Annotated in this window: 15 protein-coding genes; 8 read left to right on the forward strand and 7 right to left on the reverse strand. The window is 74.4% G+C overall.

The window, feature by feature from the left end; all coding sequences use genetic code 11:
• Positions 1-129: 129 nt before the first annotated feature.
• On the reverse strand, positions 130-837 hold the full coding sequence (locus ACTWJ8_RS08205) for a DNA alkylation repair protein (RefSeq protein WP_443263460.1): 708 nt from the start codon (positions 835-837) through the stop codon (positions 130-132).
• An 87-nt stretch (positions 838-924) separates the two neighbouring features.
• Here ACTWJ8_RS08205 and ACTWJ8_RS08210 point away from each other — a divergent pair, with 87 nt between their 5' ends.
• Positions 925-1638, forward strand: a complete 714-nt coding sequence (locus ACTWJ8_RS08210) for a TVP38/TMEM64 family protein (protein ID WP_356382947.1) — start codon at positions 925-927, stop codon at positions 1636-1638.
• On the opposite strand, the gene ACTWJ8_RS08215 is transcribed toward ACTWJ8_RS08210, so the two are convergent.
• Complete coding sequence (locus ACTWJ8_RS08215) at positions 1568-2797, reverse strand: MFS transporter (protein WP_443263461.1); 1230 nt, start codon at positions 2795-2797, stop codon at positions 1568-1570. The two genes, ACTWJ8_RS08210 and ACTWJ8_RS08215, sit on opposite strands and share 71 nt — an antisense overlap.
• A gap of 88 nt (positions 2798-2885) precedes the next feature.
• Here ACTWJ8_RS08215 and ACTWJ8_RS08220 point away from each other — a divergent pair, with 88 nt between their 5' ends.
• The 3 genes from ACTWJ8_RS08220 (at position 2886) to ACTWJ8_RS08230 (ending at position 5904) form a co-directional block, all read left to right on the forward strand.
• The gene (locus tag ACTWJ8_RS08220) at positions 2886-3872 is read left to right on the forward strand and encodes an ArsR/SmtB family transcription factor (RefSeq protein WP_443263462.1); all 987 of its coding nucleotides are present in this window, start codon (positions 2886-2888) and stop codon (positions 3870-3872) included.
• A gap of 157 nt (positions 3873-4029) precedes the next feature.
• On the forward strand, positions 4030-4905 hold the full coding sequence (locus ACTWJ8_RS08225) for an undecaprenyl-diphosphate phosphatase (RefSeq protein WP_443263463.1): 876 nt from the start codon (positions 4030-4032) through the stop codon (positions 4903-4905).
• 78 nt (positions 4906-4983) lie between these two features.
• The gene (locus tag ACTWJ8_RS08230; RefSeq protein ID WP_443263464.1) at positions 4984-5904 is read left to right on the forward strand and encodes an NADP-dependent oxidoreductase; all 921 of its coding nucleotides are present in this window, start codon (positions 4984-4986) and stop codon (positions 5902-5904) included.
• Between the two features lie 4 nt (positions 5905-5908).
• Here the strand turns inward: ACTWJ8_RS08230 and ACTWJ8_RS08235 are convergent, their stop codons facing one another.
• Positions 5909-6616: an SDR family NAD(P)-dependent oxidoreductase gene (locus ACTWJ8_RS08235; protein WP_356382932.1), complete on the reverse strand. Its 708-nt coding sequence runs from the start codon at positions 6614-6616 to the stop codon at positions 5909-5911.
• 101 nt (positions 6617-6717) lie between these two features.
• Here ACTWJ8_RS08235 and ACTWJ8_RS08240 point away from each other — a divergent pair, with 101 nt between their 5' ends.
• On the forward strand, positions 6718-7569 hold the full coding sequence (locus tag ACTWJ8_RS08240) for a helix-turn-helix transcriptional regulator (RefSeq protein WP_356382929.1): 852 nt from the start codon (positions 6718-6720) through the stop codon (positions 7567-7569).
• Between the two features lie 99 nt (positions 7570-7668).
• The gene (locus ACTWJ8_RS08245; RefSeq protein WP_356382926.1) at positions 7669-7842 is read left to right on the forward strand and encodes a hypothetical protein; all 174 of its coding nucleotides are present in this window, start codon (positions 7669-7671) and stop codon (positions 7840-7842) included.
• A 10-nt stretch (positions 7843-7852) separates the two neighbouring features.
• Here the strand turns inward: ACTWJ8_RS08245 and ACTWJ8_RS08250 are convergent, their stop codons facing one another.
• Together ACTWJ8_RS08250 and ACTWJ8_RS08255 are read right to left on the reverse strand one after the other, a co-directional pair.
• Positions 7853-8593 (reverse strand): SDR family oxidoreductase, encoded by a 741-nt coding sequence (locus ACTWJ8_RS08250; protein WP_356382923.1) that lies wholly within the window; start codon positions 8591-8593, stop codon positions 7853-7855.
• 60 nt (positions 8594-8653) lie between these two features.
• Positions 8654-9310, reverse strand: coding sequence for a maleylpyruvate isomerase N-terminal domain-containing protein (locus tag ACTWJ8_RS08255; protein WP_356382921.1), 657 nt, complete (start codon positions 9308-9310; stop codon positions 8654-8656).
• Positions 9311-9411: 101 nt separating this feature from the next.
• Between ACTWJ8_RS08255 and ACTWJ8_RS08260 the strand changes: the two genes are divergently transcribed.
• Together ACTWJ8_RS08260 and lnt are read left to right on the forward strand one after the other, a co-directional pair.
• Positions 9412-9888 (forward strand): nuclear transport factor 2 family protein, encoded by a 477-nt coding sequence (locus ACTWJ8_RS08260; RefSeq protein WP_356382918.1) that lies wholly within the window; start codon positions 9412-9414, stop codon positions 9886-9888.
• 104 nt (positions 9889-9992) lie between these two features.
• Positions 9993-11555: an apolipoprotein N-acyltransferase gene (gene lnt / locus ACTWJ8_RS08265; RefSeq protein WP_443263465.1), complete on the forward strand. Its 1563-nt coding sequence runs from the start codon at positions 9993-9995 to the stop codon at positions 11553-11555.
• Positions 11556-11557: 2 nt separating this feature from the next.
• Here the strand turns inward: lnt and ACTWJ8_RS08270 are convergent, their stop codons facing one another.
• Together ACTWJ8_RS08270 and ACTWJ8_RS08275 are read right to left on the reverse strand one after the other, a co-directional pair.
• The gene (locus ACTWJ8_RS08270) at positions 11558-12460 is read right to left on the reverse strand and encodes a Gfo/Idh/MocA family protein (protein WP_356382912.1); all 903 of its coding nucleotides are present in this window, start codon (positions 12458-12460) and stop codon (positions 11558-11560) included.
• Positions 12457-13728: an FAD-dependent monooxygenase gene (locus ACTWJ8_RS08275; RefSeq protein WP_443263466.1), complete on the reverse strand. Its 1272-nt coding sequence runs from the start codon at positions 13726-13728 to the stop codon at positions 12457-12459. The genes ACTWJ8_RS08270 and ACTWJ8_RS08275 overlap by 4 nt, the downstream gene beginning before the upstream one ends.
• Between the last annotated feature and the right edge of the window lie 8 nt (positions 13729-13736).

Below are 13736 nucleotides of genomic sequence, written 5' to 3' on the forward strand. Positions count from 1 at the left end.
GGAGAGCGGCAGCCCGAGCAGCGCCCGCGACTGCGGGCGTAGCTGCGATGAAGGCGTGCCGGAACATGAGGCAGATCCTCTCCGACGGGGCGCCGCGCGTCGACTCATTTTCCGCGCGCCCGGCGGGACTTACGCTCCGATGTTCTTCAGGGCCTCGCGCACGGAGAGCGGGGAGAGGGCGTCGCGGTGGGCGGCGACGAAGGACCGTACGGCGTCGGCGTCGGTCTTCGCGTACTCGCGCAGCGCCCAGCCGATGGCCTTGCGGACGAAGAAGTCGGGGTGGTCGGAGCGGCGCAGGCAGTAGGCGAAGAGCCGGTCGGTGTCGGTGGCGTCCTTGTGGCGCAGCTGGTGGAGGAGGGCGGTCCTGACGACCCACAGGTCGTCGTCCTCGATCCACGCGTCCATGTCGGCGCGCAGTGCGGGGTCGGCGGCGACGAGCCCGCCGACGATGTGCGCGGCCAGGTGGTCGACGGTGTCCCACCACGGCACGGTCGTGATCAGCTCGCGCGCGACGGGCAGGAAGCCGGAGGTCAAGGCGGTGACGTGGCGGCGCAGGACGTCGATCGCGAAGTAGGCGTACTCCCGCTCGGGCAGCGCCCAGCAGCGCAGCGCGACGGCGGTGAGGTCCCGCTCGTCGGGGCGCGCCGTGCCCGCGAGCACGGTCCGGCTCAGCTCCCTGCGGACGGGGGACGCGAGGCCGAGGAAGGGCGCCACGTCCTTCATGTACGCGCGCATGTTTGCCGCCCGCTCCGGGTCGGCCGCCGCCCCGTACACCTCGGGGAGCCGGGCGAGGAGGGTGTCGGCGAGAACGCTCGGCGGCGGCGCGGTGGCGGGCACGTGACGCTCCTCGCAACTGGGGCAAGAGCCGGGAAAGTGAGACACAACCTACGGCGATCTTATGTGGGGGTCGGTTAGTCTCCCCGGATGTTCGAGACCGTCCCCGCCCGTCCCGCCGGGTTCGCCGCCCGTTGCGGCCAGGCCCTGCTGTCGCCGTGGTCGCGGCTGTCGCTGCTTGTGATGCTGCTGGCCGCGGGTGCGACGTGCGTGCTGCTCTTCGAGCCGCAGCGGCTGCTCACGCAGGGCTGGCCGCCGCAGGTGAACGGGGCGGCGGCGGTCGTCCTGTTCGCGGTGGCGTACGGGGTGTGCACGGTCGCGTTCGTGCCGAGGCCGCTGCTCAATCTGGCGGCGGGCGCGCTGTTCGGCTCCCAGCTGGGGCTCGCGGGCGCGATCGCGGGGACGACGCTCGGCGCCGGGCTCGCCTTCGTACTGGGCCGGGTGCTCGGTCAGGACGCGCTGCGGCCGCTGCTGCGCGGGCGCTGGCTGAAGGCGGCGGACGGGCAGCTGAGCGAGCACGCGTTCCGGTCGATGCTGGCGGCCAGGCTGTTCCCCGGCATCCCGTTCTGGGCGGCGAACTACTGCGCGTCGATCTCGAGGATGAGCATCGTCCCCTTCCTGCTGGCGACGGCGCTCGGCTCGATCCCGAACACGGCGGCGTACGTGGTGGCGGGCGCCCGCGCGTCGACGCCCACGTCGCCCGTCTTCCTGATCGCGATGGGCTTCATCGTCGTCACGGGGTGCGCGGGCGCGGTCGTGGCGTGGTGCAAGCGTCACCACCTGGGGAAGCGGACGTCGGACTGACGGGTTCGCCCCGCAGTCCCCTGCCGAGGCGCAGCGTCACCGCGACGGAGGCCGCGGCGAGCACCGTCATCGCGGTCGCGGGTGAGGTCGCCTGGGCGATGCCGCCCGCGAGGACGGCGCCGAGGCCCTGCGTCGTGAGCATGCCCGCCGTGTGCAGGCCGAGCGCGTGCCCGCTCGACGTCTCCGGGGTCAGCGCCATGAGCCGTTCCTGGAGCAGCAGGCTCGCGGAGAAGCCGACCGACGCGAGCGCGACGGCGGCCACGGCGTACGGCAGACCGGGCCGCAGCGCGAACACCAGGTACGGGGCGGCCAGCAGCAGCCGCAGCGGCGCGGCGAGCCGGGCCCGCAGACGGGGCGGCAGGAGGCGGCCGGTGAGCACGTCCCCGGCGAGCATGCCGAGGGCGGCGCCCGCGAACAGGACGCCCGCGTGCCCGGGGTCGTACGGGACGAACAGCGCCTCGCAGCCGACGATCAGGCCGTTGGGCACCCACAGCGCGAGGTACACGTAGCGGCGCGGGACCGATGACCACAGGGCGGCGTTGCCGCGCATCGTCTCGCGTGGGGACGGGCGTCCGGCCGCGCGGGGTGGGCGCCGGGGCAGTCCGGCGCGGGCGACGAGGGCGGCGAGTGCGTAGAGGGACGCGGCGACGAGGAGGGTGCCGCGCGGCGACAGGACGGCGACGAGCAGCCCGCCGAGCGCGTAGCCGAGGATCTGGCAGACGCCCGCGCTCATGTTGAGCACGGACCGGCCGAGCAGATAGCCGTCGCGGGACAGGATCTCGGTGAGCAGCCCGTAGCGGACGCCGCCGCCGAGCGCGGCGGGCACGCCCTGGGCGATGACGAGCGCGAGCGCCGCGGCCGTCGGAAGACCCGGCGTCGCCTGTACGGCGGTGGCCAGGCCGAGGAAGAGCGCGAGGCCCGCGAGCGCGGCGCGCGGCGGCAGCCGGTCGGCGGCGGACAGCAGCGTGAGGGCGCCCACGACCTGGGCCAGCGAAGGGCCGAACATGGCGAGCGCGGACAGCAGCGGCGACCCGGTCGACGCGTACACGAGCGAGCCGAGCGCGAGCCCTCCGACGGTCTGCCCCGCGACCTGGAGCGAGGCGGCGCCGAAGAGGGCGGTGAAGGCGGGCGTGCGGAACAGGTCCCGGTAGGTGTGCATGCGGGGAGGCTGGGGCGTGCGCGCCGGCGGGCGTTAATGTTTCGCGCACCTGCGAAACGACGGGGCATGGGGCGGGAGGCGAAGAGGCGTGGGGGTGTGGCGGGTCGGGGCGGACACGCTCGCGGGCAGCCGGTTCGTCGTGTCGCGGCTCGGCGAGGCGACCGCGAGCCTGCGGAAGCTGGCGGACCCGGTCGCCGCGCACCCCGGGGAGCGGCGCTGGCTCGACGCCCATCTGCCGGCCTACCGGGCGCGGCTCGCCGCGGACCCCGTGACGGCGCTGCTGCTCGACGCCGGTTTCGGCGCGCACTGGATCGCCGACTTCCTGACGCCGACCCCGGACGGCGTCCGCGAGGACGATCTGGCGGACGGCCTCGCCCGGATCCGCGCCACACCGCCCGACGTGGTGCGCGCGCATCTCGCGGTGTCCTCGCCGGGCCCGCTGCCCCGCGCGCTCGCGGACGCGGACGACCTGGCGGAGCGCGCTGCGGACGTGCTCGCGTGGGTGTGGTGGGAGACGGTGCTTCCGGAGTGGCCGCGCCGCCGCCGGATCATCGAGGCGGATGTCGTCGCCAGGACCCGGGAGTTGACGCGCGGCGGCTGGGCGGCGGCGTTCGGCGGGATGCGGCCCACGATGCGCTGGCTCGGCGACGGCCTGCTCCGGATCAACGCGCACGACCATCCGCCGCGCGATCTCGCGGGCGCACAGCTCCTGTTCGTCCCGGTCACTCCGAAACAGGGCTGGGTGTCGTGGCCCGAAGGACCGCGCGTGGACCGGTACGCGCTGGTGTACCCGTGCGCCGGCACCCTCGCGGACGCCGGCCGGACGACGCCGCCCGACGGCCTCGCCGCACTCGTCGGCACGGCCCGCGCCCAGGTGCTCGTCCTGCTCGAACAGCCGCTGACGACGACGCAGTTGGTGGCGCTCACCGGGCAGGGGCTGGGTTCGGTGGGCCGGCATCTGAAGGTGCTGCACGAGGCGCGGCTCGTCGAGCGGCGCCGCGCGGGCCGCTCGGTGCTCTACTTCCGGACGCCCACCGGGGACGCGCTCCTCGCCGCGCAACGGCCGGGCGCGTAAACCTTCCGCTCACTCCCCCGTGGTGTCCGCTTCACTTTCGAACGCTACTCTGCCCCACGCGAACACCCGGGCGTGGAGCGACGGTTGTACGCACCGCCCCGCCCGGCCCGCCTTCGCGGCCGGTTCCGCCGAGCACCCTGGATCGCGTAGTCACCTCATGTCCTGGTTCGAATCGTTCATCCTCGGGCTCGTCCAGGGGCTCACCGAGTTCCTGCCGATCTCGTCCAGCGCCCATCTGCGGCTGACGGCCGCGTTCGCGGGGTGGCACGACCCCGGCGCCGCGTTCACTGCGATCACCCAGCTCGGCACCGAGACGGCGGTCGTCATCTACTTCCGCAAGGACATCGCGCGGATCGTCTCGTCGTGGTTCAGGTCCCTCACCGACCGAACGATGCGGGGCGACCACGACGCGCAGATGGGCTGGCTGGTGATCGTCGGCTCGATCCCGATCGGTGTGCTCGGCGTGACGTTCAAGGACCAGATCGAGGGCCCGTTCCGCGATCTGCGGCTGACCGCGACGACGCTGATCGTGATGGGCGTGGTGCTCGGCGTCGCGGACCGGCTCGCGGCCCGCGACGAGGCGGGCGGCCGGCACCGCGCGGCGCGCTCCCGCAAGGAGCTGAAGGACCTCGACGTCAAGGACGGCCTGATCTACGGACTGTGCCAGGCGCTCGCCCTGGTCCCCGGCGTCTCCCGCTCGGGCGCCACGATCAGCGGCGGCCTGTTCCTCGGCTACACCCGGGAGTCGGCGGCCCGTTACTCGTTCCTCCTGGCGATCCCGGCGGTCCTCGCGTCCGGTGTCTTCGAGCTGAAGGACGCGGGCGAGGGCGGCCATGTCTCCTGGGGGCCCACGATCTTCGCGACGCTGATCGCCTTCGCCGTCGGCTACGCGGTGATCGCCTGGCTGATGAAGTTCATCTCGACGCGCAGCTTCATGCCGTTCGTCTACTACCGGATCGCCCTCGGCATCGCCCTGTTCATCCTGGTGAGCGTGGGCGTCCTGAGCCCGCACGCGGCGGAGTCGGCGGGCTGACGTGCCGGGCCGGGAAGAGACCGTCCTTCCCAAGTGTTCCGCTCCACATCCGAGTTGAGCCGACAGGACGGGCGTGCGATGCGAGCGGTGCGGTTTCACGAGTACGGCGGGATCGATGTGCTGCGGGTCGAGGACGTGCCCCGGCCCGTTCCCGCGGCCGACCAGGTGCTCGTCGAGGTGCGGGCGGCGGGCATCCAGCCCGGTGAGGTGAGCATCAGGACGGGGTTCCTGCACGCGCGCTGGCCGGCCACGTTCCCTTCGGGGCAGGGCAGCGATCTGGCCGGTGTGGTCGTCGACGTCGGCTCGCACGTACGGGACTTCACGGTGGGCGACGAGGTCGTCGGGTTCACGCACCGCAGGGCCAGCCACGCCGAGTACGTCACGGTCGACGACGTGCACCTCGTGCACAAGCCTGAGGGCCTCGACTGGGACGTGGCCGGTTCCCTGTACGTCGCCGGGTCCACCGCGTACGCCTGTGTGTGGGCGGTGGACCTCGGGCCCGGCGACACGGTCGTGGTGTCCGGCGCGGCGGGCGGCGTCGGCTCCTTCGCCGTGCAGCTCGCCCGCCGCACCGGTGCCACCGTGATCGGCCTCGCGAGCGAGCCGAACCACGGCTGGCTCAAGGAGAAGGGCGTCCTCCCGCTCGCGTACGGGGACGGGGTGCGGGAGCGGATCCGGCAGGCCGCGGGCGAGGGCGGCGTCGACGCGTTCATCGACACGTACGGCACCGGGTACGTCGAGCTGGCCGTGGAGCTCGGCGTGGCCCCCGGCCGGATCAACACCATCCGGGACTGGGAGGTCGCGGGCCGGGTCGGCGCGCGGACGTACGGGGAGGGCGCGGCGGCCAGCGCGGTCGTGCTCGGCGAGCTGGCCCGGCTCGCGGCGCGCGGCGAGCTGGAGGTGCCGATCGCCAGCGGCTACCCGCTGGAGCAGGTGCGCGAGGCGTTCGAGGAGCTGGAGAAGCGGCACACCCACGGCAAGATCGTGCTGCGGCCGTAGCCGCTCACCAGGGCAGCGGGCCCTCGGCGGAGACGTACGTGCCGGTGGGCCCGTCCGGCCCGACGAGCGCCATCCGCACGATGATCTCGGCGCCCTCCTCGACGGTCTGGACGCCCGTGTTGCCGTTCAGGTCGGTGCGGGTGAATCCGGGCTCCACGGCGTTGATCCGCAGCTCGGGGAAGGCCTTGGCGTACTGCACGGTCAGCATGTTCACGGCCGTCTTGGAGGCCGGGTAGGCGAGGCCGGGATACGCCGACGCCGGGTTGGCGGGATCGGTCGCCCCGGCCAGGGACGCCAGGCCGCTGCTGACATTGACGACGACGGGGGCGGCGGAGCGGCGCAGCAGCGGCAGGAAGGCGTGCGTGACGCGGACGGTGCCGAAGACGTTCGTCTCGAACAGCGGGCGCAGCGTGTCCACGGTCTCGTCGGCCGGGAGCACGATGCCGTTGCCCTCGGTGCGGCCCTCGATCCCGGCGTTGTTGATCAGTACGTCGAGGCCGCCGTCCGCCTCGATGGTCTTCGCGGCCGCCGCGACGGAGGCGTCGTCGGTGACGTCGATGACGACGTGCCGGGCGCCGAGATCCTCGGCGGCGCGGCGGCCCCGCTCGGGGTCGCGGGCGCCGACATAGACGGTGTGACCTGCGGCGACGAGACGGCGGGCGGTTTCGTGCCCGAGGCCCTTGTTGGCCCCGGTGATGAGTGTGGTGGTCATGCGTCCAGACTGCGCCGGGATCGGGGCCGCGCCCAGTCGTCCCGTCTTCCTGGGACCAGCGGTACCAGGAAGATCCGTCCGGGACGGGGCACAGTGGTGACATGGCACATGCGGAGCTCGGCGACTTCGGGGATGCGGTGCGGCGCTGGCGGGACCGGGTCCCGCCGCGGGCCGTCGGGATCGCCGCCGTGGGGCCCCGGCGGGCGGCGGGGCTGCGCCGCGAGGAGCTGGCGCTGCTCGCGGGGATCTCGGCGGACTACGTCACCCGACTGGAACAGGGCCGCGCCGTGAACCCGTCGGACCAAGTGGTGGAGGCGCTCGCCCGCGCGCTGCGCCTGACGGACGCGGAGCGTGAGCACCTGTTCCGGCTCGCGGGGCTCGCGCCGCCCGGCCTGGAGACGGTGCCGGGGCGGCTCACGCCGAGCGTGCGCAGGCTTCTGGACCGGCTGTCGGGGACACCGGCCGCCGTGTTCGACGCGGCATGGACGCTGCTCCTGGCGAACCCGCTGTACACGGCGCTGCTCGGCGAGCGGCCCGAGTGGGGCGGGCACGGGCGCAACGCCGTGTGGTGGACGTTCCTCGGCCCGCCCAGCCGGGTCAGGCAGACCCCGGACGAGCGGCAGGCGATGGAGGAGGCGCTGGTGTCCGACCTGCGCACGACCGCGGCCCGCTACCCGCTCGACCCGCGCCTCTACACGCTGGTGGACGAACTCCGCACGCGCAGCCCCCGGTTCGCCGAGCTGTGGGAGTCGGGCGCGGTGGGCCGGCACGCCGCCGCGCGCAAGACGGTGGACCACCCGCAGGTCGGCCCGCTGACGCTGGACTGCGACATCCTCACGGTGGCGGGCGACGACCTGCGGGTCATGCTCTACACGGCCGAGCCCGGCACCCCGGACGCGGACCGGCTCACGCGGTTGGAGACGACGGTGCTGCCGACGCTCGTCGGCGCCTGATCGGTCACGGAGCCAACTCCTTTACAGCATTGGTCACTTGACGCACAGGACCGCTCGCTCAGGGTTCCCAACCGGCCACCGCGAACGTAGCCTTGGCACATGCCGCCCGCCTCATCCCGTCCCGTGCGGTCTGCCGAGGAAGTCAACGAGCAGATCCGCGGACTGTGGCTGCGCTCCGGCGGCCGGCTCACCGGCGAGCAGCGCAGCGAGTACGCGCACCTGGTCACGGAGTGGGCCGCCGCGATGCGCGCGCAGGTCGTCGAAGCGGCCTGAACCGCCCGGCTCAGCGTCCGCCCGCCACCCGCAGCACGGTCCCCGTCGCGTACGAGGCGTCCGGTGACAGCAGCCAGGCGACGGCCGCGGCGATCTCGTCCGCCGTGCCGGGGCGCCGCATCGGAATGCCGGGCGCGGCCTCCCACGCGATGTCGGGCGTGCCGCTGGTGGCGTGGATCTCGGTGTCGACGATGCCCGGCGCCACGCCGTTGACCCGCACGCCCGCCGGGCCGAGCTCCTTGGCGAGGCCGACGGTGATCGTGTCGACGGCCGCCTTGGACGCCGCGTAGTGCACGTACTGGCCGGGACTGCCGAGCGTGGCGGCGCCCGACGACACGTTCACGACGGCGCCCGCGCCCGCCGCCGTCATGTCGCGGGCGGCGCGGCGGCAGCACAGCAGCACGCCCAGCACGTTCACGTCGAGGACGCGGCGGAAGTCCTCGGTGCGCGCCTCGGCGAACGGGCCGACGGGCGCGGTGACCCCCGCGTTGTTCACAAGGCCCGTGAGCGGCCCGAGTTCGGCAGCCACCTCGTCGAACATCCGCTCCACGTCGGCCTCCTGGGACGTGTCGGCCCGCACGACGAGGCAGCGGGCGCCGGCCTCGCGCACGGCCCGCGCGGTGCGCTCGGCGGCGTCCTTGTCGCTCACGTACGACAGCGCGACGTCGTGACCTTCGCGCGCGAGCCGCACCGACGTGGCGGCGCCGATGCCGCGGCTGCCGCCGGTGACGAGCGTGATGGGGCGGGTCAAGGGGACCTCCTGGTCAGGGGGCGTCCCCGTGGGCCGGGTTGGGGCCGCGGGGGACGTTGATCATGTCGCGCCGGGCGCACCGTACCAGCGCCACCTCTCGCGCCGCTCCCGGCCCTCGAGCTCGCCGCGCCCGGTGGCCCACAGGAGCGTCGCCCACGGGTCCCCGTCAACCGGCACGTCCGGGAAGAGGCGGTGCAGCGTGCGCGCGCACAGGTCGGCGGGGGCCGCGAAGTCGACGCCGAGGCCCTGCGCCAGGTCGTGCGCGTGCACGAGCGTCTCGACGACGCCCATCGCGGCGAAGCCCTCGGGGTCGGAGGCGCCGAAGACATGGAAGCCGCGGGCGGTCGGCGGCGTCGACCGCACCACCGCGGCGAGGATGCCGCCGCCCGCCTCCAGGGCGCCGAGCAGCGCTCCAGGACCCGCCTCGATGTCGACGGTGATGGTGTTCTCGGGCCCTTCGGGGCGGCGCCTGCTGTACCCCCAGCGCACGTAGTCGTCGGCGAGGGGGCGCAACGAGCCGATCTGCGCGGCGTAGAAGAAGAGGTCGTCCGCGAGGTGTTCGCCGGTCTCCCAGCACGTCCACTCCAGCGTGCCCGCCGGGACGTGCCAGTCGGCGTCGAGCGCGGGCCGCAGCGCGTCGACCAGCAGCTCGACGGAGCGCGCCACGTCGTCCGCCGTGACGGGGCCCGTCCTTGGGGTGTTCGGATCAGCTGACATGGCGTGAAGGTAGCAGCGGCTGCGGCGCGTCCCCCAGGCGTTTTCGGCCCGGGCGGCGCACGCCTCTTGGATCTGTGCGCCCGGGGCCCGACACTGAGCCGATGACGCAGCGTGTGGAACTCGCGACCGTCCTCGACCGGCTCGCCGTGGACGAGGTGGTGACCGACTACGCCGCGGCCGTGGACGACGGCGACTGGTCGGCGTACCGCGCCCTGTTCGAACCGGCGGGCCGCGCCGACTACCGGGAGGCGGGCGGCGTCGAGGGCAGCGCCGAGGAGATCGCGCAGTGGCTGGCGAAGACGATGGAGCTGTTCCCGATGCGCCAGCACCTGATCGTGAACCGGCGGGTCCGCTTCGACACCGTCGACCGGGAGATCGGTGACACGGCCCGGGTCCGCGCCGACTACTTCAACCCCATGCGCTTCGCGAACGACGGCGACTCGTCCGCGCCCGACTTCATCTGCGGCGGCCGGTACGCGTTCGACCTGGTGCGCGCGCCGCAGGGCTGGCGGCTGCACCGGGTGACGGTCCACGAGAAGTGGCGTCGGCTGCCCGAGCGGCCCGTCGGCGGCAGCTGACCGGCTCCGACGGCGCCCACTGTCGTCGCCCGGCGACGGCGCGCACACTGGGGGCGCGGGGCGAAGGACGTGCACGGACGAGTTCGGGTCGGGAGGCGCGGCGGATGGGGCGGTGGCGGCAGCGGCTCGACGCGTCGCCGTGGTGGCGGGGCGCGGCGGCGGTCGTGGCGGGCTCCCTGCCCGCGCTCGCGTTCCCCGCGCCCTCGCTGTGGTGGTGGGCGTACGCCGCCCTCGTGCCGTGGATGCTGCTCGCGCGCTCGGCGGGGACGCCGCGCCGTGCGGCGCTCGACGGCTGGCTGGGCGGCCTCGGGTTCATGCTCGCGGTGCACCACTGGCTGCTGCCGAGCCTGCACGTGTTCACAGTGGTGCTCGCGGCGCTGCTCGGCGCGCTGTGGGCGCCGTGGGGGTGGCTCGTGCGGCGGCTCGTCGGCGGGCGGCCGACGCCGTGGCAGGCTGCGGCCGCGCTCGTCGCCGTCCCCTCGTGCTGGCTGATGGTCGAACTGGTCCGTTCCTGGCAAGGCCTGGGCGGTCCGTGGGGGCTGCTCGGATCCAGTCAGTGGCAGGTGGCGCCGGCGCTGCGGCTCGCGTCGGTCGGCGGCGTGTGGCTGCTCAGCCTGATCGTGGTGGCGGTCAACACCGCGGTGACGCTGCTCGTCGTCGCGCGCGGGGCGCGTCCCGTGGCGGTGTCCGGGCTCGTCGCGACGGTCGCGGTGACCGGGTCCGCGTGGGCGTGGGCGCCGCGCCCCGAGACCGACGGGCGTGCGCGGATCGCGGTGGTGCAGCCGGGGATCGTCGACGGGTACGGCAGCGTCCAGCGCCGCTTCGACACGGAGGTCCGGCTCACCCGGCAGCTCGCCGACCGGGGCGCCGACCTCGTCGTGTGGGGCGAGAGCAGCGTCGGCCACGACCTGCCGCGCCGTCCCGACCTGGCCCGCCGCCTCGCGGCGCTCTCCCGCGAGGTGGACGCGGAGATCCTCGTGAACGTCGACGCCCGGCGGCGTGCGAGCGACGGCTCGGGCCAGGGCATATACAAGAGTTCCGTGCTGGTCGGCGCGGGCGGCCTCACCGGCGACCACTACGACAAGATGCGGCTCGTCCCGTTCGGCGAGTACGTGCCCGCGCGCTCGCTGCTCGGCTGGGCGACCTCGGTCGGCAGGGCGGCGGGCGAGGACCGGATGCGCGGCACGCGGCAGGTCGTGATGGACGTGCGGCACGGCGGGCAGGTGCTGCGGGTCGGCCCGTTGGTGTGCTTCGAGTCCGCGTTCCCCGACATGACGCGGCAGCTGACGAAGGACGGGGCGCAGGTGCTGCTCGCGCAGTCCTCGACGTCGACGTTCCAGCGCAGTTGGGCGCCCGAGCAGCACGCCTCGCTCGGCGCGCTCCGGGCGGCGGAGACGGGCCGCCCGATGGTGCACGCGACGCTGACCGGGGTGTCCGCCGTGTACGGCCCCGACGGATCACGGGCCGGCGCCTGGCTCGGCACGTCGGCGAGCGCGGCCCGCGTCTACGACGTGCCGACCGCGCACGGCACGACGCTGTACGTCCGCTTCGGCGACTGGCCGGTGCACGGGGCGGTCACGGTCCTCGTGGCGCTGGCCGTGCTCCAGCCGCTGCGGCGGCTGAGCAGCGGAGTCCGGAGGCGGGCGCCGAGCCCGCAGCCCCGCTGAGGTCAGGCCGCTCGCCGCACCTCGCGTACGACCTGTTCGCACAGCTCGTGCGTGGCGAGCGCGTCCCGCGCGCTCAGCACCTTCCCGGCCCGCACCGCGTCCAGGAAGGCGAGGACGGCCTGCTCGATGCCCCGCTGGCGGGCGACGGGCACCCAGTCCCCGCGGCGCCGCACCGTGGGCTGCCCCTTGTGGTCGATCACGTCGGAGAGGTTGAGCACCTGCCGCTTGGAGTCCTGGCCCGACACCTCCAGGATCTCCTCGGTGGAGCCGCTGAGCCGGTTCATGACGCCGAGCGCGGTGAAGCCGTCGCCCGCGAGCTGCAGCACGACGTGTTCGAGGAGTCCGTCGGCGACGCGGGCGCGCACGCTCACGTCGTCGATCGGGCCGGGCGCGAGGAACCGCAGGGTGTCGACGACGTGGATGAAGTCGTCGAGGACCATCGTCCGCGGCTCCTCGGGGAGCCCGACGCGGTTCTTCTGCAGGAGGATCAGCTCGCGCGGGTGCTCGGCGCACTGCGCGTACCCGGGCGCGTACCGGCGGTTGAAGCCCACGGCCAGGCTGACGCCGCGCTCCTCGGCGAGCCGCACGAGCCGCTCGGAGTCGGCGAGTTCGTACGCGAGCGGCTTGTCGACGTACGTCGGGACGCCCGCCTCGACGAGCCGCGTCACGATCTCCGGGTGCGCGACGGTGGGTGCGTGCACGAAGGCCGCGTCGAGGCCTTGCGCGAGGAGCGCGTCGAGGTCGGCGTGGCGCTGCGGCTCCGGCACCCGGAGCTGGTCGGCGACCTCGGTGAGGGTCGCGGGCGTCCGGGTCTGAAGGTGCAGTTCGAGTCCGGGCTGCGAGGCCAGGACCGGCAGGTACGCCTTCTTGGCGATGTCTCCGAGTCCGATGACGCCGACTTTCACGTCTGTGTGCTCCTGTCCTGCGACTGCTGCGACGGGCGGGCCGCCGCGCCGGTCCCCTCCCGGGTCCGTGCAGCATACGGGTCCTGGTAGGGCTCGCGCTGGGGCGGGCGCCAGTCCGCGATGCCGTCCATGCCGCGCAGCAGGAACGTGGGGCCGAGGGCGCCGACGGCCCGGATCGCGGTGTTGCGGAGGGCGATCAGTGGCCGGTTCGCGGTGAGGTTGACGCGGCTGACGGTCAGCGCCTTGCGGGTGATCGCCGTGGTGCGGGGCAGCCGGGCCGCGGTGTAGCCGGGCAGGTCGAGCGGGGTGTCGGGGGCGGCGTGGTGGGCGAGGACGACGGCGTCCTCGATGGCCTGGTTGCCGCCTTGGCCGAGGGTGGGCGCCATGGCGTGCGCGGCGTCGCCGAGCAGGGCGACGCGCCCGCGGTGGAGGGCGGGGAGCGGCTCGGCGATCTGGTGGACGTCGTGGCGCAGCACCTGCCCCGGTTCGACGGCGTCGAGGATCGCGGGGATCGGGTCGTGCCAACTCCCGTACCTGCGCAGGAGCTCCGCCTTCTCGTCGCCGCCCGGCGCCCGTTGTCCGGCCGGGGCCATGGCGGCGCCGTACGCGTAGATCGTGCCGTCGGCGAAGGGGTGGGTGCCCCAGATCTGCCCGCGGCCCCAGGTCTCGTGCTGGGTGAAGGGGCGGCCGAGCGGCGGCACGAGCACGCGCCAGGTGGTGAAGCCGGTGTACGCGGTGCCGGGGTGGTCGGGGAAGAGCGTGCGACGGGTGGCGGAGTCGATGCCGTCGGCGCCGACGACGAGTTCCGCCTCCAGGTCGCCGTCCGGGGTGGCGACGCGCGCCGGCCGGGCGGGATCGCCCTGGACGCCGGGGTCGGTGAGCCGTGCGTCCGACGCCGTGCGCACGGTGTCGTCGGGGAGCCGGGCCGCGAGCAGGTCGATCAGGGTCGCCCGGTGCAGCAGCACGATGGAGCCGCCGAACCGCTCGGCCGCGTGCTTCGGGTCGGCGCGCGAGAGCCAGCGGCCCGCGGGTGTGAGCAGTCCGCCGTCGCCCTCCCAGGCTTCGAGCGAGCGGATCTCCGCGCCGAGCCCCACGATGTCCAGGGCGCGCTGCGCGTTGGGCGCGAGCGAGATGCCCGCGCCGACCGGCCGGAGCCCGTCGGCCCGCTCGAGCACGGTGACGTGCCAGCCGCGCAGGTGCAGCGCGAGGGCGGCGGTGAGCCCGCCGATCCCGCCTCCGACGACGACGGCACGGGGCTGTCCTGACATGACGCCTC

The sequence above is a fragment of the Streptomyces sp. SDT5-1 genome (assembly GCF_052245995.1).
In the GTDB taxonomy this organism is placed as follows: domain Bacteria; phylum Actinomycetota; class Actinomycetes; order Streptomycetales; family Streptomycetaceae; genus Streptomyces.